The following is a 20,552-nucleotide window of genomic DNA, read 5'->3' as shown; positions in this document are numbered from 1 at the left end:
CATGGTGTTTCAGCATTAAATGATGTAAAGGGCCATATTGAAGTGACCTTCGGGCTTGTTAACAAGCACCTGCTTGGCGTGACAATAAAAGATAACGGCCAGCCGTCTGGCGGCAAAAGCTTTAAGGGTAACTCTATAGCGGTGCAGACGATTAAGGACCGGTTGAATATTTATACAAAGAACAAAGTAAAAGGTGAATATCATTTGCAGATATCCGAAACAGGTGCCACTGCAACTATAACTATTCCAATTTAAATTTATATGAAAGTACTATTGATTGATGACGAAATAAGGAGCCTTGATAATTTATCTGCACTACTCCGTAATTATTGTCCCGAGCTGGAAATTGTAGGGCGTTGCCAAAACATAAATACTGCTTATGAGCAGATAGAATTATTGAACCCTGCTGTAGTATTTCTTGATGTTGATATGCCGCCTTACACAGGATTTGATTTATTGCGTAAATACGAAGAATTGCCTTTTGAAGTAATTTTTGTTACTGCATTCGATCATTATTCAATTGAAGCAATTAAATTTTCAGCATTATACTATTTATTAAAACCTATTAAGGTAGATGATCTGAAAGACGCAATAAAAAAAGCACAGCTTAAGATTGAACGTAACCAACGCCTGAATACCAATTATTTTCAATCTATTCTTCAAAATCCAAATGATATAAGACGTTTGGTAATAAATGGTAATAAGGAAACTGATATTATTGAGCTTGACCAGATTATCTATATTGAGGCCAATAATTCTTATTCCACTTTTCATTTAAATAATGATAAACGTATAACAAGCTCAAAAAGCATTAAAGAATATGAACAAATGCTCAGCACGAAAGGATTTTTCAGGGTACATAAATCATACATGGTAAATATAAGCTATGTTTTATCTGTCGAAAAAGTAACAAACGACGTGGTTATTCTGAAAAACAATCAACATATACCTCTTGCTGTAAGAAGAAAAGAAGCCTTTTTGAACTGTTTATAATGCCAGATTCCTATTTGAAAAAACGTTCTCAAGAAAAAACGCCCGTTATCAAAACAATGTATAAACAATCCGGGCAGTAGTTTATTTTCGCGATAATAAACGGCCCCTCCTATCCTTTACAAAATATGTTTGGACAAATAAAAGATATGTCCAGGCATTTTTGTATTTATATGAATCGGTGTTTTGAAAGTGTTCAGCATAATGTTCACATTCTATCTGAAAACATTGCAGGATTATAATTTGAGTACTTTTTACTATTTTTTCGTAAAAAATTTTAATTTACCCTCAGGAAAATTATCTTTGTTTGACCAAAAGAAGTATAATGAAAAAAATTCTATCGATTATTGGGCTGTTAGGCTTAGGTTCAGTAGCTACGGCACAAGATATTAAAGTAGGCCCGGAAGTTGGAGCAACGCTTACTACCATGTCTCAAAATATTAACGGAACAGATTATTCCACCAATTATCAATTGGGTTTTAAAGCAGGAGCAACTGCCGACTTTCAGTTCAGCCAATCATTTTCATTACAGACAGGACTTTATATTTCTACCAATAATGGTACTGAAAGCAATTATACTCGTTATTACAAGACGGGTTCAGGAATTCCTTCCAGTGAAACAGATCATCGTAAATATGGAATAACCTATTTACAATTACCGGTTTATGCCTTGTTTAAAACAGGTCCTGAATTTGATGATCCGCATTTCTTTTTTGGTGTGGGACCATCCTTCAATGTTGGTGTAGGCGGCGGCTTTAAAAGAGAATATACTTACACAACTAATGGCATTGACAGGCCAACTATTTATGATAACTCTGTAAGTTATGGAAATGACCGCGTTAATAACGATTTACGTAGATTTGATATGAGCGCAAACGTAACATTAGGATATGAATTGCCTGTCGGTGTTTTCTTTCGCGCCTATTATGGTATCGGTTTGTTAAACATTGCGCCGGGTGGCAGTGCTGACAATGCATTCCGCAATTCAGGCGGCGGTATTACCATTGGTTATTTCTTTAACGTAACAAACAGGCCGCGTTATTAACCATAAAATATTTTACTTTTGAAAGACACCAAACGGTGTCTTTTTTTATACTTACAAATAACGCAAATTGTTTCGCAGAGCCTATAATAAAACAATTGGTCAGTTTCTTCCTATTATGAACAAAAGGAAGAAACTCAGCACTTATAATCCTAAAAGAGAAATTGTAACGCTGCCTGATATGCCTACGGTATATTCGAATTACAGTTACAATGAAAAAACAATAGAAACCTTTGCTACAAAGTCTTTTGAGCAATGTACATTCCATATAGATCCTCAAAACGTTACATGGATTAATGTAGATGGTTTGCGAAAAGAAGAAGTGGAGGAACTTTGCGAACGTTTTCACATTCACCCGCTGTTGGCAGAAGATATCCTCAGTATTGGCCAACGTGCAAAATCAGACGACATAGATTCTCATTTGTTCGCCCTCATGCCAATGCTGTATTATAATACTAATACGGGTTTGATACAAATAGAACAGTTAAGCATTGTATTGTCAGAGAATCTACTCATTTCTTTTCAACCTGACCCGACCCAGGATCCGTTCAATCCATTACGGGAAAGGCTAAAGAATCCTAAAACACCTGTAAGGGAAAGGGGAGCCGATTATCTCGCTTATTGTTTAATGGACGCGGTAGTGGATGATTATTATACCGTTATTGAAAAACTATCGGAACGGCTGGAACGACTGGAAGATGAAGTTATCAGAAAGCCGAATGATTCCATTTTATTGAAAGTATCTTTAATCCGTCATGAACTTATGACCTTGAAACGGGCCATTACGCCGGTTCGTGAATTGATTAATTCTTTCCGGCATTCAGAAAATCCTTTAGTGCTTGATGCAAATCGTAAATATTTCAAAGATGTTTATGACCATATTACATTAGCTATCGAATACACTGAAAATTACAGGGAAATGGCGACAAACCTTCAGGACTTATATGTGAATCAGGTCAACACAAAGATGAATGAAGTAATGAAAATCCTGACTGTGGTTACAACCATATTGGCACCTGCAACCGTTATCGGCGGCGTGTTTGGGATGAATTTTGTTAAGATTCCATTTTCGGATCATCCACATGGATTTGTTTATACAGTATTGATTATGTTATCCATTTCAGTTTTAATGTTATTATACTTCAGGAAAAAAGGTTGGTTTTAGTATAGCTGTGAATTTCAGTTCACAGCTAAATATCAACTTGCACGTTTCCCTTCCAAAAGCATGCTCATGGCGTTTTTCAATGAGCCTGCAGTTTGCAAAGAACCACTGTTTACAAAGAAGATTTCATCAGCATTTTCAATTGTATTGAGCCGGTGTGCGATAATTACTTTGGTGGTTTCTTGAGGTAGTTTCTTCAGGATATCTTCCAATAATTGTTCCGTTACGGTATCGATATTTGCAGTCGCTTCATCCAGTATCAGAAGGGAAGGTTTTCTTAAAACAGCTCTGATAAAGGCTATAAGCTGTTTTTGTCCTAAACTGATGCTCTCACCATTTGCCTGGACTTTTGTTTTCAGCCCGTCATCAAACCTTTGAACAAGCTGGTTTAATCCCTCATGTTGCAACACTTCCATTAACTTTTCCTCGTCGAAATCTTTATACTTTTCATTCCCGTAAAGTATATTATCCTTTACCGTTCCGGTAAATAATAATGGCTCCTGAAGAATAAAGCCTATTTCATGGGTACGTTCACTTGCTTCAAATTGTTTGATGTCTTTGCCATGCAGGAGTACCATTCCTTCTGTAGGGTCATAAAGCCTTGCTATCAGCATTGCTGTTGTCGTTTTTCCTCCACCTGTAGGGCCAACCAAAGCATAAGTCTTGCCTTGTTCCATTTTGAAATTGATATCATTCAATACCTGTTTCCCATTCGGATAAGCAAAAGAAACATTGGAGAATTCCAGAAGGGGCGACTGACCGAAGTTCAACGACTTTACATTTAGTTCCCTGACTTTTTCTGCAGGGGCTTCCAGACTCAGTATTACTGCAATCCTGTCCCATGCTGCCATAGCTGTTTGAAAACTTGCCCATAGTGCAGCCAATTGACGCAGGGGAAAATAAAAGTTCTGGACATAGGCAATAAAACTTATCAGCAAACCGACCGTAAATTGCCCCTTTGTAATGAGATAAATACCGAAAGCCAAAACAATAAGCTGCGCAATATTTGAGAACAATGTAAATACAGGCGTGAAAATATTATTTGCCAAACCTGCGCCTATAGCCGCTTTGTAGTTTTCTTCATTTACCTCATCAAAACGTTTTCTGAAATAATCCCTTCTGTTGAATGTAATAATAGTCCTGAAATTCTGAAGGCTTTCCTGAATTTCGGCGCTCATGCCGCCCGTACTTTTCATGCTGCCTGCATTTTTCTTTTTCACCCATCCCGAAACCAGTTGAACAAATATTAAGATACACACACCGGGCACAAGTGAGGCTGCTCCGAGCTCAATATTAATTGCCAGCAAGAAAGCTGCTGCGCCCAACATAGTGAAAATACTATCTACAAACTGCATCAGCGATTGGGAAAAAAACTGGTTTACTTTATCCGTATCATTATTGATACGCGATATTAAATCACCGCTTTTGTTTTGATTAAAGAAAGCCACAGGAAATTGTTGCAGTTTCTCAAAAACCTGATTACGTAACGCATACAGCATTCGTTGCCCAACACCTCCCATCAATTTTGTTTGTAAATATTCTGTTCCTGCCCAGATAATATACAATACAAAAAGAAAGCCCGAAAAAGTCATCAGCATTTTATAGTCGCTGTTTTTAATGTAATGGTCAATGGTGTAACCAATAACATAAGGTACCAGCATTGTAATGCCTGCATTCAGCAACATCACAAAAAAAGCGAGGTAAAGTTCTTTTTTCTCCGAAGACATGAATTGCAGCATCTTTCGCAAGGCTGCGCCTGTACTGCTTTTCTGTTCGATATTAAGATCGTAATTCATTTCTGTTTTCGATATAAACTATTACAATTGGTGTATGTTCCCTGTTAATGTGATGCTTCAAGCGATTGCTGTGAATCATAAATCTGAATATATTCAGGACAGGTTTTCATCAGTGTTTCATGCGTTCCTTTTGCTATCAATTCGCCTTCCATTAGTAATATAATCTGGTCGAAATCTTTCGCAGAAGCTATTTTTTGAGTAATAGACAGTAAGGTGATACCGGGATAATTTCTTTTTAAATTAGCTAAAATCTTTTGTTCGGTCTGGTTGTCAACCCTTGCCGTAAAATCGTCCAGCAGCAAAATCCGGGGTTCAATAGCTAATGCTCTTGCCAGCATTACCCGTTGTTTCTGTCCGCCTGAAAGACTGTTGCCTCTTTCCGAGATAATTGTTTCCAGTTTCTCGGGTAGCGTCTCAATAAAATCGCCAAGCTCGGCTGTTTCTATTGCTTTATTCATGGCTGCTTCCGTAACATTTGCATTGAATGCAATATTCTCCCTTACACTCATGTTGAAAATAATGCTATCCTGAAATGCAAGCCCGATCTGACTTAGTAACGCTTCCTGTTTATATTCATCAATAAGAATGTTATCGTAAAGTATTGCGCCCTTATCTGGTTTTATTAAAGTAGTCAACAGATATAATAATTGCGATTTACCTGCTGCTGTAGGCCCGATTATAGCCGTTCTGGTCTTTGCATCCACTTTAAACGAAACATCTTTTAATGCCGCTTTTTCTCCATAAGTGATGGTTATATCTTTCAATTCAATATTGCCTTGCAGCTCATTTGTAACAGTTCCGTTGTCAATGGTGCCGGGCGTATGAAGCGTAGCATGTATTCTTCCGTAAGATGCAGAAGCGCGGGCAATGACATTACTCATAAAGCCTATCATAAGTATCGGGAAAATCAGGATAGAAATATAGCTGCTGAATGCCGCAAAATCTCCTAAAGTCATTCCTTTATTTATAACATAATGTCCGCCGATGGCAACCACGGCAAGTCTGGCCATATTAGCAGTAAAAACAATGACAGGAATCAATAATGCAAACAAGCGAAGAATAGACATACCAAGGTTTTTTGCTTCCAGGCTTGCGTCCATGAATTTGTTGTATTCTATACTTTGTGCATTCAGAACACGTATCAATGCTGCCCCTATTATACTTTCATTTATAACCTTGTTTAGCCAGTCAATTACTTCCTGTCCTTTTTTGAATAACACTTTTACCTTTTTAAAGACCACCATAAATGTTACGCCGATAATCGGAATAATAAGTAGGACCATCAAGCCAAGTTTTACATTAATGCTTACCAGTAATACAGCCGTACCAATAATTAATACAATGGAAGAAACAATAGAAACAATGGCCTGTGACACAAACATTTTTATTGCATCTACATCAGAAGTAAGATTAGTCAGAAGCTTTGCCGGCGTGGCTTCCTGTATATGTATGAAACTTTGCTGCGAAATTTTTGCAGATAAATCTTTGCGCAGGTTCCGCGCTACCTTTTCCGAAGCATAAGTCTGCAGAATGCTTTGGGCATATAGCAAAACAAAAATCAATACTGATGCAATGCTGAATTCGATAACTATATTTTTCAGGCTGAAGCTACCCTTTGTATAATCATCTATACCGATCTGAATCAGTTTAGGAATGACAAGTGTTAATGCGTTGCTTAATAACGCAAACAATAAAAGGCCTGCAATGAGGCCTTTATATGGTTTTAGCAAATGTAACAAATTGGGTCTGGCTGCCTTTTGTTCTGCTGTAAGTTTTGGTTTCGACATTTGATTTAAAATAGAAATCCGTGTAGATAAGTACTTTTAAAAAGACAAAATTACAATTCATCCTTGTCAAACTTGCTTAATGAAATATTAATCCCTGCAAATATGGTCCTGTACATGGCGGGTTCGATGGGATAACGGTTTTGGCCATCTGTAGAATAACGATAACCAAATATATTTTTCCTGTTCAGCACATTATCTACGCTGACATAAAACACGGCGAACCATTTTCCAAAAGAACGAAGATGTGCAACCTGCAATGAAAGATTTTGATAAGCAGATGCTTTGTCTCCTAAAAACTCAGGATTATTAGGATTATAATACGGCTTTCCGCTTGCATAAGAGAACGTACCGCTTGCCATACAATTGAGTTTTTCAATCCAATATTTGGTTACCAAGCTTACGTTATGATTGGAAATGAAGCCTGGCGTAGCTTCTACCGGAAAATTCTGGTATAATCTCTTTGTATTTATATAGCTGTAGGATAACCAATAATCAAGATTCTTAACCGTTTTTTTATCGCGCCAAAAGAACTCTAACCCTGTTGCATAACCATGCCCGCTATTATCAACAGGCCCGTTAATGTATCTGTAAGTATTGGGATCATACTGGTTAATTGTTTGGGCAATAGATTCATGAACAAGCTGGTCATAGCTTTTATAGTAGCCTTCCAGCCTGAATGTCCGGTCATTAACCATATAAGTGTAATTGGCTATGTAGTGAATGGCCAGTTGCTGATCGGGTCTGTACCCCTGTAATAAATATTGCTTGTCGGGGTTTTGGTAAAACAAGCCGGTAGCAAAAGAAGCAGAGCTGTATTTACTTGTTTTGACAGATGCAGCAAAGCGCGGAGCCAACGTGGTTGTTTTTAATAATGCACTATGCTCTAAACGTACGCCCGGCTTAAATGCCAGCCAATAAATGGGAGTCCATTCACCCTCGGCGTACAGCGCAATCTGATGTTCTGTAAATGCATTGGTGAAAGAATCATAATTGCGGTTTACATCGAAATATTGATATTCGCCACCCATAACCAGATTGAATCTTGTATTGGCATACCAGGTTAGTTCACTTCTTATTTGTGCACGCTTTTCAAGGTTACCCATTGGTAAAGTATCCCATTTGGTATTATCCTTATTGTAAGAATAAGAGGCTGCAGTAAACCACCTCAACTTCTCTCCCAGATTCTGTTTGAACGTAGCCTGTGTATAAGCATTTTTATTTTTGATGGAATAATTTACATCTGTTCCGGCTTCATAAGGGTCAGGTATCCTGATGCCGGAATTTGTTTGCGAATAATTACCCATTACCTTCAAAATGCCACCCTTCTTCGTTTTCCAGATATAGCTTAAGGAACCACCACCGCCTTCAGGCACATCATAGAAATCGAAATTGGTTTTGGCAATACCGTAAAATGGCGACAGATTGGTATAATTTGCTGTAGCAGTCACACTCATATTGTTATTGTCAAATAATTTGGTACCTGATGCATACAGTCCGGCCATAAAGATGCCCAGATTAATAGTGCTGTTATCGGGAATGTCGAGCGTGTTCATTTCAAGAACGGAAGACATTGCCTGACCATAACGGGCGCTGTATCCGCCACTGCTGAAAGCAATGCCTTTAAACTGGAAAGCCCCGAAACGGCTGCGTTGCTGAACACCGGGCACATCACTGAAAAACGGATTTTGCAAAGTCAATCCGTCTACCACAATTGCTGCTTCACTTGCATCTCCGCCACGTACCATTAGGCCAGTCATGTTTCCATTCTTTTGAACACCGGGTAACATTTGCATTGCCTGGATAGGGTCAGCGCCCGAACCTGCTGTGGTAACGATATCCAAAGGTTCTAAAACTGTTTTTTGTGTGCCGTCTGCTGAACCGAAACTTCCGGCTGTAATGTTTACCTGTTCCAGCATATTTGTAGCCGAAGCCAGTTTGAAATCAAGTACATCAGTAGCATTGTCAACATTCAAAGATTTGTTCACACTTTCATATCCGATTACTGAAATTACCAGGACTTGCTCACCTGATTCGGTCGTGGATAATTTAAAATTGCCAAGCGAATCGCTGGTAGTTCCATCCAATGTATTTTCCAATGAAATACTGGCACCACTCAGCGGACCTCCTTTTTCATCCGTTATTTTCCCTTTAATGATTTTTTGTGCAAATCCATTGATGGAAGCCAATGAAAGCATTATGAAGAATAAAAAAGTAAAAAGTTTATTCATGATTTTTTGATTGTAGTGCAAAAGTAGCAGAATGCATTATAGAAATTAAATCACCTTTCGGTAAAGCCCTAAAGAGTTTCGGTAAAAGGTGGATATTTTTATAGTTTTCGCTTTTACGAATGAGGTATCTTTGCTATCAATCAGCACCTTAATACAAACAATAATTTATTTTGCTTTCAGCAAATCATTTGAATATGGAAACCCGCGTACTAACCTTATTTGACGACGAAGAATTTTTTCCGAAGGAACCGCCAAAAGAAAAACCAAAGAAAGAAAAAGCGACAAAAGCTGCTGCAAATACTGTTTCTGAGGAAAGTGATACTGATAAAAATGAAGATGAAATCGTTTCACAGGAAATGAAACTACAGGATCTTGGCCCATCTATATTTGAAGAAGAAGATATTCCGGCAATCGCATCTGAATCGGAACGTTTGGTTGATGACAAAATACCGGAAAGTGAATTTATTGCTGCATATGATACAGCGCCGGGGAATGATGATCTGCAAACCGATTCACAACCTGAAAACGATATACAGGAGCGTTTGGTTGATGACAAGGTACCTGAAAATGAATCTGTAATAGCTTATTATGCTACTGCAGGAAACGAAGAAGACCAAAGTATTCCCGAATCAGATAATACTGCTGTAACTCATGCTGAAACATCAGAAGAAACACCTCAGATTATAAACGAACCTGAAACAACGCAGGAAACAATAAAAGAAGTTTCTGAAGGTGTTGACAAAGAATTGAACCAACAGATATTAAGCGAATTGATTCAGTTGGATTACACGGCATTGATGCAGAAGAATTATGCATTTGACCTGAACAATGCCACTGTAATCAATAAGGAGTTGCCGAAAGAAACAACCACGCCTGTTGCCGAAAACAATGATGATGAAGACATTGTGGAAGATGAAGTTTTTGAAGAAGTCGCGCCGTTGCCGGAATGGAATTTAGATAAGAAGTATTATACCATCGGGGAAGTGGCACAACTATTTGCCGTCAATACTTCTCACATACGTTTCTGGACAAACGAATTTAAGCTTAAGCCACGTACCACCCGTAAAGGTGACCGGTTATATAGTCCTAAAGACATTGCCGAGCTTAGATTGATACACCATTTGGTGAAAGAAAAAAAGCATACCATTAAAGGTGCCCGCGAAAAGCTGAAAGCGGAAAAGACAGGTGTCAATAATAAACTCGATCTGAAAGAATCATTATTGGAATTGAAAAATACACTATTGAAAATCAGAGAACAATTGTAATTTTTTTGTCTAAAAAGAAACCATGAAAAACCTGTTAGCCGCAATATTTTTAATAATAAATATTCTGTCGTTTAGCCAAACAATGGCTCAGACACAAGTCCAAAGTAATTTTGAAATATTAAAGGGCAAAAACGATAGCGACATTGTATACAGAGGGCCATTGACATTTGACGATATCAGCCGTGTTCCTGCTTTTCATCTTGAAGCTGCTGCTGAAAATTATAATCCTAAAACTAAAGCTATAAAAGCTCTAAGCAATGAATTGGCTGATTATAAACTGGTGGTATTTTTAGGAACGTGGTGTGAAGATTCTCATCGTATGATTCCTGAATTATACAAAGTTCTGAAATTGGTAAACTATCCTATGGAAAGCCTGTCACTTATTGCTTTGGACAGGGAGAAACTTGACAAAAATGACATAACGCCTCCATATGAAATTACGCGTGTGCCAACAATTATTGTATTGAAAGATAATAAAGAAACAGGAAGGATAACGGAAGTGCCTGATAAAAGTGTGGAACAAGATTTGTTGAAAATTCTCAGAAAGCATTAAGCATTCTTCTTGCAATACCAGGGGAAATAATAATGCCGACGCAAACATGCGCCGGCATTATTATTTCAGTTTCTGTTAACTATTTAATTGAAATATTGTCCGAGTTCTTTGCCAAGTTTTGCATAAGCTTCCTGTATCCTCAATCCTGTGTCATAATCACCGCCACCAAAGGTTTTACCCTGTGCTCCTTTGTATGAAATTCTAAGAACCACTTTATCAGGGTTCCCTGTTTCAGTTATTATAATTTCTCCGTCAATTTCCGCATTCTTTCTTGAGATAGCAATATTATATCCAGGCTCCACAAAGGTAGTAGTAACAGTCATAGTATATTTTGCTGAAGCAAAATTACCTACTTCCATACCCTCGCCATATTTGTTGAATAATTCTATGAATTGAGGCTCATAACGTTTTGCTCTGTCACCTTTCCATGCTTTTTCCCATGTAGTGCCTTTGCCGCTTTCTTTCTTATTATAATCTACTTTCTTTTTGGCAATGTAGTCTGCTTCGTCATCATATTTTCCTACTGCCAGATGACTGTAATCAAACAGGATATTGATCTCTTTTTGTCCTTTCAGTATTTCTTTATTGCCTTCCAATACTTTGAATTTTTGTCCGAAGGTGTTGGCAATCAATACAAACATTAACAGGCCGAAAATAGGCCAGATTTTTTTGGTCATAGTGTTTTTGCTTTTTTAGGGATTAATTAATACTATCAAATATATAAAATCTGACGATCAATTTATTCCCTTTTTTGATTTCTATGTCATTATAAAAAGAAGCAGGTTGTGTATTAATTGACAACCTGCTTCTTTGAATTTTTAATATCTCAAACTAACTGCAACCTGTTGTAGTGCCGCAATTGGGACACATATAACAGGTTCCGTTTCTTAGCGTAATATTACCGCAGTTTTTACAGGCAGGAGCATCCGCGCTTGTTCCCATCAGCTTTTTAGTAGTTGCATCTGCTATAACGGGTTTTGGTGCAATGTTTTTTACCTTTTGAGGTGTGATAGGTTGTGGTGCCGTAATCCTTAATTGAGATAAAGCCTGATCGGCATTTGTCGGTAAGGGATCATGAGGCATTTTATTTTCATCAGGTACATGTACCAAGTCTTCTCTGTCGAGATATTCATAAGCCAATGCACGGAATACAAAGTCAAGTACAGAAGTTGCTGTTTTAATATTCGGATGCTCAACAATGCCGCTTGGTTCAAAACGTGTGAAAGTAAATTTATCAACATATTCTTCCAGCGGGACACCATATTGCATTCCTACCGAAACCGCTATGGCAAAGCTGTTTAGCAAACTACGCATTGTAGCGCCTTCTTTGGCCATATCAATAAATATTTCTCCTAAAGTGCCGTCACTGTATTCTCCTGTCCGCAAAAACAAAGGTTGTCCGCCCACCTTGGCTTTGTAAGTATAACCTCTGCGTTTTGCAGGTAAAGTTTTTCTTTCGACAATGCGGGACAGTTGCCTTTTCAATTGGGTATCGGGGCTTGCCTGTACACGCTTGTTTACTTCCTCTAAAAGTTCTTCTACAGAAAGTTTGCCCATGTCCACAATATTGCTTTCCTGTGAAACAGCTACTGTTGTAGTCTCTGCTGGTTCTTCCGTTTTTTTCTTTTTATCGCTTTTATTACTCAGTGGCTGGCTTAGTTTAGAACCATCACGATATAAAGCACAGGCCTTGATTCCAAGCTCCCAGCTTAATAAATAACAATCTTTTATTTCATCAATAGAAGCCTCATTAGGCAGATTGATTGTTTTGGAAATAGCACCGCTGATAAATGGTTGTGTAGCGCCCATCATACGGATATGCCCATGTGCATGAATATATCTTTCTCCTTTTTTGCCACATTTATTGGCACAATCAAATACCGGTAAATGTTCAGGCTTCAGATACGGAGCGCCTTCTATCATCATAGTTCCGCATACATAATCATTTGCTGCTTCTATTTCATCTTCCGTAAAGCCCAAAGCTTCCAGAAGGTTGAAGGCATTATCAAAATATGCTTCCGGTTTGAAGCCCAGACGTTGTAAGCATTCTTCACCTAAATTATAAGCATTGAATACAAATCCGATTTCAAATGCGCTTTCAACCGAAACATCTAATTTCTTTAATTCATCTGCAATGAATCCTTTTTCACTTAATGTCTGATGATTGATAAAAGGGGCTCCTGCAAAGGTTCCGTGACCTTTGGCATATTTTACGATTGCGTCTGCCTCTTCGGGCTTATACCCCAGTTTTTTCAAAGCAGTCGGTATAGATTGATTGATAATTTTAAAATAGCCACCGCCTGAAAGTTTCTTGAATTTTACCAAAGCGAAATCAGGTTCGACGCCTGTTGTATCGCAATCCATTATGAGTCCGATAGTTCCGGTTGGTGCAATTACAGTAGCTTGTGCATTTCTGTAACCATATTTTTCACCCATCTGAACAGCATCGTCCCAGGCTTTTGTAGCGGCACTTAGTAAATAATCAGGACAATAGCGGGCATTGATGCCCATCGGTTTTATTTCGAGATTTTCATAAGCATCCGTAGCATCGTAAGCAGCTGCACGGTGATTGCGCATCACACGAAGCATGTGTTTTTTATTGGCTTCATATTTTGAAAATACGCCGAGATGTTGTGCCATTTCTGCCGATGTTTTATAAGCTACGCCGTTCATGATTGCTGTAATGGAACCTGCTATAGCTCTTGCTTCATCGCTATCATAAGCAATACCACTTACCATCAGTAAAGAACCAAGGTTCGCATAACCCAGACCTAATGTGCGGTAATCATAGCTTAATTGTGCTACCTCTGGCGATGGGAATTGCGCCATCAGTACCGATATTTCCAGAACAACTGTCCAGAGGCGAACCATGTACTCAAAGCCTTCAACATCAAATGCGGATGTTTCTTCGTTAAAGAAACGGCGAAGATTCAATGATGCAAGATTGCAGGCGGTATTGTCCAGAAACATATATTCGCTGCAGGGATTGGATGCTCTTATAGCCCCGCCTTCGGGACATGTATGCCATTCATTGATAGTAGTATCATACTGTGTGCCGGGATCCGCGCAACGCCATGCAGCATAAGCTATCTTTTCCCACATTTCTTTTGCAGGGATTGTACGCATAATCCTTCCGTCGGTCCTTGCCGTTAATGCCCAGTCTTCGTTATTTATCAATCGTTGAAAAAATGCATTGGGAATGCGGACGGAATTATTGGAATTTTGTCCTGATACGGTTTTATAAGCCTCTCCTTCATAATCGGAAGCATAACCGGCAGCGATCAATGCTGCTACTTTCTTTTCTTCTTCTACTTTCCAGTCAATAAAATCAATCACTTCAGGATGGTCTAAATCCAGGCATACCATTTTTGCCGCACGCCTTGTAGTACCTCCGCTTTTAATGGCTCCGGCAGCTCTGTCTCCAATTTTCAGAAAACTCATTAATCCGCTTGAAGTACCGCCTCCGCTTAGTTTCTCTCCTTCTGCCCTTATGTTTGAATAGTTGGTGCCAACGCCGCTTCCATATTTGAAAATTCTTGCTTCACGTGTCCATAAATCCATGATGCCGCCTTTATTTACCAAATCATCATCCACGCTTAGTATAAAGCAGGCATGTGGTTGCGGACGTTCGTAAGCATTTTGAGAACGTTCTAAATTGCCGGTTTCAGGATCAACATAATAGTGACCTTGTGCCTTTCCGTTTATACCATAGCTACTGTATAAGCCCGTATTGAACCATTGGGGGGAATTGGGGGCGCAACTTTGCTGAAGTATGGAAAAAACAAGTTCATCGTAAAAAATCTGCGCATCTTTTTCTGATGCAAAGTAACCGTAACGTAAACCCCAGCCACGCCAGCAATCTGCCAGACGGTGGGCCACCTGTTTAATGGATGTTTCTCTTCCTGATGTGCCGTCAGCCTGAGGAACACCGGCCTTTCTGAAATATTTTTGAGCCAGTATATCGGTTGCTATTTGTGACCAATGCGAGGGCACTTCTACATCGGTCATTTCAAATACTTTTTCGCCGTTCGGATTACGGATAACAGAAGTCCGGTAATCGTATTCAAATAGCTGGAAAACGTCTTTGCCTTCTTTCGTATAGTGCCGGTTAAAGCTGAGGCCCTTTGATTTATTGGCGGATGGAATTTTACTCATAGAAATGGTTTTTGAAATAGAAAATGGAGGTTAACGAAGATAATTTTTAAAAGCCCATTTTCCCATAATTAGATATCCACAGATTTGTGGAAAAACCAAATAATTTACGCTATTGCATTCTGAATTTATTTTCCATTTTTAACTTTTTTTTCATGGAAAAATTATAATAAGGAAGGCCACACTTTCGAGTGTGGCCTTCCTTAAAAATATACTTTTCAAAAATTATTGACTATCTGCGACCACCACCACTTCTGCTTCCGCCACCGCCACCAAAACTACGGGATGGGGCAGGACTGAAACTGCGTTGTTGTGGAGCAGGAGTATAAGTACGTTGTTGTTGCGGAGCAGGAGTGTAACTTCTTTCGGAGCGTTGTTCCTGCTGAGTGTTATTTACATTGCCATTATTACGTCCAAAACCAAAGAATCCTCCTCTACGCGTTTGCTGTGTTTCCTGGCTTTGGTTTTGCTGAATATTTACTCCTTGTCTTCCCTGATTATTTCTGTTGACATCAGCAGTTTGATTTTGATCCAAATTGATATTGCCATTATTTCTGTTATTCATTACGCTTCTTCCACGATTATTATTATCCATCTGGAAGTTGCTATTGTTATCTGCTGTTTTACGTTCTCCGTTATTGGCAGGCATACGGCCATTGACAGGTGTAAATGAACCATTGCCAATATTGCTTGCTCTTAATCCTGAATTATTTCTGCCATAAGCGCCTACATTATAAGAACTATTACGCGCACCACGAGGACCATAATTTGAAGTATAACCACGTCCGCCATAATTACCACGACCATCATAAGCACCTGCATAATATCCGTTCCAATAACCTGCACCATAACCGCCCCAGCCGCCATAAAAACCACCGTAAGGGTAATACCACGAATTGAAACCGCCATAGCCAAACCAGGTATTCATGCCCCAGCAATTAGACCAGTATGGGCCATAACCACCGCCGTATCCATAACCAAACCCAATGCCTACACTAAAACCCGGTGTGTACCAACTACCCCAACCGTAATAAGGATTAGCATAAAATGGATCGTTATAAAAAGGGCTGTAAACACTACCCCAGTATCCTACGCTATACATTGGATAATAGAATCTGCGAATACGCGTCGTGTAGGAATCATCATCATAATCTACATACGCATCATCGTCTCCGTTGTAAGAGCTGTAAGTTTGATTGTTGCTGTTATTATCATAGTTGGAATTATTCTCCGAACTGTTATAATAATCGGCTCCGTTATCAGATGGCTGTTGTTCTTGCTTTTGTTTCTTTGCTTCTGTTTTTGCATCCCTCTCAGCCTGTGAAGCATTGTAATATACATCATCCTGATAGCCGCCGTTATTCTGTGCGGAAGCAGTGATGCCAGAAACCATTGCCAGAATAAATCCGGCTGAAATGATCCGTTTCATAATTGAGAAATTAATTGAATTTCAATAATATAATCCTAAATAATCAGAGTCTTACACCTATCAATAGAATCTTTGCATTCAAAAATACTACTTTTGCTTCAATAAGAGATGTTCCTTTTATTATCCATATATAGACATTAACTAACAAATAAGGTTTAATTGCATGAGCAAAGAAATTACCAGTCGCGCCAAAGATTACTCTCAGTGGTATAACGATTTGATTATTAAAGGAGAATTGGCAGATTATTCTGCCGTAAGAGGCTGTATGGTTATTAAACCGTACGGATATGCGCTTTGGGAAAATATGAGAGATGTATTGGACAGAAGATTTAAAGAAACAGGTCACCAGAACGCCTATTTTCCTTTATTTGTCCCTAAAAGTCTTTTTGAAGCGGAAGAAAAAAACGCAGAAGGTTTTGCAAAAGAATGTGCTGTTGTAACGCATTACAGACTGAAGTCAGATCCCAATAATAAAGGTAAATTAATTGTAGACCCGGATGCTAAATTAGAAGAAGAATTAGTGGTACGCCCGACCTCTGAAGCCATCATCTGGAATACATATAAAGGATGGATTCAGTCTTATAGAGATTTACCCATTCTGGTGAACCAATGGGCCAATGTTGTCCGTTGGGAAATGCGTACCCGTTTGTTTTTGCGCACTGCAGAATTCCTTTGGCAGGAAGGGCATACCGCACATGCTACCAAAGAAGAAGCATTGGAAGAAACAACCAAAATGCTGGACGTCTATGCACAGTTTGCGGAAGAATATATGGCAATGCCGGTTATCAGAGGCGTAAAATCGGCCAACGAAAGATTTGCAGGTGCTGAAGATACTTATTGCATTGAAGCGTTAATGCAGGATGGTAAAGCTTTACAGGCGGGTACTTCTCATTTTTTAGGCCAGAACTTTGCAAAAGCATTTGATGTGAAATTTGCAGACAGAGACAATAAACTGGATTATGTCTGGGCTACCAGTTGGGGTGTTAGTACACGTTTGATAGGTGCATTGGTAATGGCTCACAGTGATGATAGCGGCTTGATTTTACCTCCTAAAATTGCTCCATTACAAGTGGTGATTGTACCGATATATAAAGGTGAAGATTCTAAAGCTGTAATCAATGAAAAAGCAGAATCTATTATGAAGGATTTGAGGGCAAAGGGGGTTTCTGTAAAATATGACCATGACGACAGTTCACGGCCGGGTTGGAAATTTGCGCAATATGAGCTGCAAGGTGTGCCTGTACGTCTGGCTTTAGGATTGAGAGATATAGAGAATAATCAGGCAGAAGTGGCCCGTCGCGATACAAAAGAAAAAAATACTGTAACTTTAGATGGTATCAGTGATTATATCACCAATCTTTTAGACGAAATTCAAACAGCTATTTTCAACAAAGCAAAAGCTTTCAGAGATGAAAATATAAGGGAAGCAGATACCTGGGAAGATTTTGAAAGAATATTGGAAACCAATGGAGGTTTTATATCTGCCCATTGGGATGGTACTCCTGAAACAGAAGAGTTAATTAAAACAAAAACAAAAGCTACAATCCGTTGTATTCCTTTAAATAATAAGCAAGAGGCAGGGAAATGTATACTAACAGGGAATCCTTCAAAAGAAAGAGTATTATTTGCCAAGGCGTATTAAGTCAGTGTTAAGGCATGTTAATGTAGGTATCGGTACTTTTTTTGATAGCTACCAACCTTTTTTTTATTTTCATTAGTCTATGGTTATGAATTTCTTTAATGGGAAGCTTCCAATTCAAACCATTACTTTAAAAACTACCAAATGAACAAGAAAAAATTTTTATTATTAATTGCTTTAGTAGTACCTGCTCTGGGAAATTTATTTGCTCAGGATGGTAACTATTTTAAGTCCAAAACGCGTACATACGCAAGTGAAGTATTTCAAAATTGTATGATGTATGCTACAGACCAGTACATTCCGACTTATGAAGAATGGATGAGCAGAGTAGAAGTAAAACAGGTGGATAAATCTGTTTCTCAATCTCTTCCTGCCTTGTCTACACTTCCAATCAAAGAAAAGTGTAATAACTATTTGCTGACTGAACCTAAAAAATTTACAGTAGAGCAATTTAACCCGCTTAAATACTTCTTTGATTTCTACAGTAAGAAAGAAATGACTTACAGAATCGATAACAGTAATTATATTGTTATTATTCACCCTGCAGTAAAATAATTTTTTCTACACACACATTTGAAAATTTTACAAAGAGACAAAATGAAAAATAAAAATAATACACCAATTCTATCAAAATGGCATGTCCTATTGACGTGTTGTTTTGCAGTGGTTAGTCTGCTTTTTAGTAATAAAGCAAACGCCCAGGCTGCCGGTCCTTGTGATTCCATAAGCCCTTTTTGCACGGATGATACTACTACGTATACAAACCAAACAGGTGTACCAACACCTCCATTCAATTTTAATCTGGGTTGCTTAGGCTCTGCGCCTAATCAGGCTTGGTTCTATATGCAGATTGCAACAACAGGCCCAATGCAGTTTAATATTTCTCAAAATAATACAGCAGGTACTCCTATTGATGTGGATTTCGCCATGTGGGGGCCTTTTACCAGTATGACTCAAGGCTGTTCTCAGGTTTCTTCTAATGCAGCACCTATTCAATGCAGCTATTCAGCAGCAGCAGTGGAGCAGGCAGGATTGGGTATGCCGGGTGGAACGGGAAGTGGTGCTTCAACTCCTCCTATACCTAATGCAGGAGAAATTTATTTAATAGTAATTACAAACTTCTCCAATCAACCCGGAACGGTAACGTTTAACCAAAGTGGTGGTACAGGTGAAACGGATTGCTCTATTATTTGCGGCCTTCATGCAAGTAACAATGGTCCTGTATGTCAGGGTACTCCTGCAACATTAACAGCAACCAATGATGATACAACCCATACTTTTGATTATTTATGGACAGGTCCTGGTGGTTTTACATCCACACTTCAGAATCCGTCCGTTATTATAAATTCTCCCGGTGTTTTCACATTTACAGTAAGGTCTATTTCAAATGAAAATGACACTTGTAATGAACAAACAACTATAGAAATACTTGCTACCAACTTAATGCCTACGGATATCTCTATTTGTAGCGGAGAAACGTATAATTGGTTCGGCAAAGAATATTATAATGCAGGTACTTATGATACTACGTTTACAAATATGGCAGGTTGCGATAGTGTTGTAAGATTAAACCTTACGGTGAATCCTCTTCCTAACGTTGCTACAAAAGGTGCTATGGCATTAGGTATTTGTGCGGGTTCATCCACTAAATTATCACTTATTACCAGTGAACCAAACGTTACCTATCAATGGATGCGTGATGGTTACCCTGTATCGGGCCAGACTAATTATTTTATTGAAGCTTCTGAAGCAGGAAGATATAAAGTAGTTGCTACCACAAATAAAGGATGTACTAAAACTTCTGCAGAATTTAACCTGACCGTTAATCCAAATCCTGTAGCTAAAGTACAACCATTATCTAATGAAATTATCTGTGCTTATGATACAATGGAAGTGATGGCAGATCAAGGTACTAACTATGAATATCGCTGGAGTCCTGAAAAACCATTCAGAGCTATTACAGGCGCAGAAGGTCAGAAAGTAAAAGGTGTTTTCATTGACCCTGTTACCCAAGTTGTACTTACTGTGTTTAACGAATTCGGATGTTATGATTCTGACACTGCATTGGTTCAAACAAAACCTTGTTGTGAAGTATTGATTCCGAACGCGTTCTCTCCGAATAACGATAATAAAAATGACTATTTCAACCCTATGTTGCAAAATGGCCAGATTCTTTTGAGCTTCAAAGTTTATGACCGCTTCGGCAAATTGGTTTACGATAATGAAAGCCCTAAACTGGGTTGGAACGGTAATTATAAAGATGGTACTCCTGCAGCATCAGCAGTGTATATGTACTATGTTAAATATACTTGTGCCGATGGTAAGCTTTATGAGAAAAAAGAATCCATTACACTATTAAGATAATAATATAGGTTTTTAATAAAAATGCCTCCTTAATGGAGGCATTTTTATTTGTAGAAAAAAAACAGGCTATAATATTCAAAAATAATCGTGAATTGCTTGCAGCTTCCTTTTACTTTTGCGCAATATAAGCGATGAAAAACCAAAG

Annotated in this window: 15 protein-coding genes; 9 read left to right on the top strand and 6 right to left on the bottom strand. The window is 38.5% G+C overall.

The genetic code is table 11. From position 1 onward, the window contains the following. From F0919_RS12550 to corA, 4 genes are all read left to right on the top strand, one after another. On the top strand, positions 1 to 255 hold a 255-nt coding region (locus tag F0919_RS12550), incomplete at its 5' end, for a hypothetical protein (protein ID WP_190277378.1). 6 nt (positions 256 to 261) lie between these two features. Continuing rightward, entirely contained in the window at positions 262 to 993 is a 732-nt protein-coding gene (locus tag F0919_RS12545) for a LytR/AlgR family response regulator transcription factor (RefSeq protein ID WP_150033113.1), read from the top strand. A 322-nt stretch (positions 994 to 1,315) separates the two neighbouring features. After that, positions 1,316 to 2,035, top strand: a complete 720-nt coding sequence (locus F0919_RS12540; protein ID WP_150033112.1) for a porin family protein — start codon at positions 1,316 to 1,318, stop codon at positions 2,033 to 2,035. Positions 2,036 to 2,102: 67 nt separating this feature from the next. After that, positions 2,103 to 3,197, top strand: coding sequence for a magnesium/cobalt transporter CorA (gene corA, locus F0919_RS12535; protein ID WP_216629422.1), 1,095 nt, complete (start codon positions 2,103 to 2,105; stop codon positions 3,195 to 3,197). A gap of 32 nt (positions 3,198 to 3,229) precedes the next feature. Here the strand turns inward: corA and F0919_RS12530 are convergent, their stop codons facing one another. The 3 genes from F0919_RS12530 to F0919_RS12520 are packed head-to-tail and all read right to left on the bottom strand — an operon-like array spanning position 3,230 to position 9,005. Beyond that, entirely contained in the window at positions 3,230 to 4,990 is a 1,761-nt protein-coding gene (locus F0919_RS12530) for an ABC transporter ATP-binding protein (RefSeq protein WP_150033110.1), read from the bottom strand. Between the two features lie 44 nt (positions 4,991 to 5,034). Continuing rightward, entirely contained in the window at positions 5,035 to 6,777 is a 1,743-nt protein-coding gene (locus tag F0919_RS12525) for an ABC transporter ATP-binding protein (protein ID WP_150033109.1), read from the bottom strand. A gap of 50 nt (positions 6,778 to 6,827) precedes the next feature. Continuing rightward, positions 6,828 to 9,005, bottom strand: a complete 2,178-nt coding sequence (locus F0919_RS12520) for a TonB-dependent receptor (protein WP_150033108.1) — start codon at positions 9,003 to 9,005, stop codon at positions 6,828 to 6,830. Between the two features lie 194 nt (positions 9,006 to 9,199). Here F0919_RS12520 and F0919_RS18515 point away from each other — a divergent pair, with 194 nt between their 5' ends. Together F0919_RS18515 and F0919_RS12510 are read left to right on the top strand one after the other, a co-directional pair. Next, entirely contained in the window at positions 9,200 to 10,270 is a 1,071-nt protein-coding gene (locus F0919_RS18515; RefSeq protein WP_216629421.1) for a MerR family transcriptional regulator, read from the top strand. A gap of 22 nt (positions 10,271 to 10,292) precedes the next feature. After that, positions 10,293 to 10,823 carry a TlpA family protein disulfide reductase gene (locus F0919_RS12510; RefSeq protein WP_150033107.1) on the top strand — a complete coding sequence of 177 codons (531 nt, stop codon included), beginning with the start codon at positions 10,293 to 10,295 and terminating at the stop codon, positions 10,821 to 10,823. 83 nt (positions 10,824 to 10,906) lie between these two features. Here F0919_RS12510 and F0919_RS12505 read toward each other — a convergent pair whose 3' ends face one another. The 3 genes from F0919_RS12505 to F0919_RS12495 all read right to left on the bottom strand — a co-directional run bounded on the left by F0919_RS12505 (position 10,907) and on the right by F0919_RS12495 (position 16,404). After that, positions 10,907 to 11,500, bottom strand: coding sequence for a hypothetical protein (locus F0919_RS12505; protein WP_150033106.1), 594 nt, complete (start codon positions 11,498 to 11,500; stop codon positions 10,907 to 10,909). A 154-nt stretch (positions 11,501 to 11,654) separates the two neighbouring features. Further along, positions 11,655 to 14,978 (bottom strand): vitamin B12-dependent ribonucleotide reductase, encoded by a 3,324-nt coding sequence (locus tag F0919_RS12500; protein ID WP_150033105.1) that lies wholly within the window; start codon positions 14,976 to 14,978, stop codon positions 11,655 to 11,657. Positions 14,979 to 15,207: 229 nt separating this feature from the next. Next, complete coding sequence (locus tag F0919_RS12495; protein WP_150033104.1) at positions 15,208 to 16,404, bottom strand: hypothetical protein; 1,197 nt, start codon at positions 16,402 to 16,404, stop codon at positions 15,208 to 15,210. A gap of 163 nt (positions 16,405 to 16,567) precedes the next feature. On the opposite strand from F0919_RS12495, the gene proS reads away from it, so the two are divergent. From proS to F0919_RS12480, 3 genes are all read left to right on the top strand, one after another. Continuing rightward, positions 16,568 to 18,046, top strand: coding sequence for a proline--tRNA ligase (gene proS, locus F0919_RS12490; protein WP_150033103.1), 1,479 nt, complete (start codon positions 16,568 to 16,570; stop codon positions 18,044 to 18,046). Positions 18,047 to 18,187: 141 nt separating this feature from the next. Next, positions 18,188 to 18,598, top strand: a complete 411-nt coding sequence (locus F0919_RS12485; protein ID WP_150033102.1) for a hypothetical protein — start codon at positions 18,188 to 18,190, stop codon at positions 18,596 to 18,598. Positions 18,599 to 18,640: 42 nt separating this feature from the next. Next, complete coding sequence (locus F0919_RS12480; protein ID WP_150033101.1) at positions 18,641 to 20,407, top strand: T9SS type B sorting domain-containing protein; 1,767 nt, start codon at positions 18,641 to 18,643, stop codon at positions 20,405 to 20,407. Positions 20,408 to 20,552 lie beyond the last annotated feature (145 nt).

The organism is Taibaiella lutea, assembly GCF_008629695.1.
GTDB classification, from domain to species: Bacteria; Bacteroidota; Bacteroidia; order Chitinophagales; family Chitinophagaceae; genus Taibaiella; species Taibaiella lutea.
The sequence above is the reverse complement of the archived record's forward strand: the minus strand, read 5'-3'. Positions and strand labels throughout refer to the sequence as shown.

Excerpts from the sequence above, each read along its gene's own strand:
- F0919_RS18515 (WP_216629421.1), top strand. The coding sequence starts at position 9,200 with ATGGAAACCCGCGTACTAACCTTATTTGACGACGAAGAATTTTTTCCG.
- F0919_RS12505 (WP_150033106.1), bottom strand. The coding sequence starts at position 11,500 with ATGACCAAAAAAATCTGGCCTATTTTCGGCCTGTTAATGTTTGTATTG.
- F0919_RS12495 (WP_150033104.1), bottom strand. The coding sequence starts at position 16,404 with ATGAAACGGATCATTTCAGCCGGATTTATTCTGGCAATGGTTTCTGGC.
- F0919_RS12485 (WP_150033102.1), top strand. The coding sequence starts at position 18,188 with ATGAACAAGAAAAAATTTTTATTATTAATTGCTTTAGTAGTACCTGCT.
- F0919_RS12500 (WP_150033105.1), bottom strand. The coding sequence starts at position 14,978 with ATGAGTAAAATTCCATCCGCCAATAAATCAAAGGGCCTCAGCTTTAAC.
- F0919_RS12510 (WP_150033107.1), top strand. The coding sequence starts at position 10,293 with ATGAAAAACCTGTTAGCCGCAATATTTTTAATAATAAATATTCTGTCG.
- F0919_RS12480 (WP_150033101.1), top strand. The coding sequence starts at position 18,641 with ATGAAAAATAAAAATAATACACCAATTCTATCAAAATGGCATGTCCTA.
- F0919_RS12545 (WP_150033113.1), top strand. The coding sequence starts at position 262 with ATGAAAGTACTATTGATTGATGACGAAATAAGGAGCCTTGATAATTTA.
- F0919_RS12520 (WP_150033108.1), bottom strand. The coding sequence starts at position 9,005 with ATGAATAAACTTTTTACTTTTTTATTCTTCATAATGCTTTCATTGGCT.
- F0919_RS12525 (WP_150033109.1), bottom strand. The coding sequence starts at position 6,777 with ATGTCGAAACCAAAACTTACAGCAGAACAAAAGGCAGCCAGACCCAAT.
- proS (WP_150033103.1), top strand. The coding sequence starts at position 16,568 with ATGAGCAAAGAAATTACCAGTCGCGCCAAAGATTACTCTCAGTGGTAT.
- F0919_RS12530 (WP_150033110.1), bottom strand. The coding sequence starts at position 4,990 with ATGAATTACGATCTTAATATCGAACAGAAAAGCAGTACAGGCGCAGCC.
- F0919_RS12540 (WP_150033112.1), top strand. The coding sequence starts at position 1,316 with ATGAAAAAAATTCTATCGATTATTGGGCTGTTAGGCTTAGGTTCAGTA.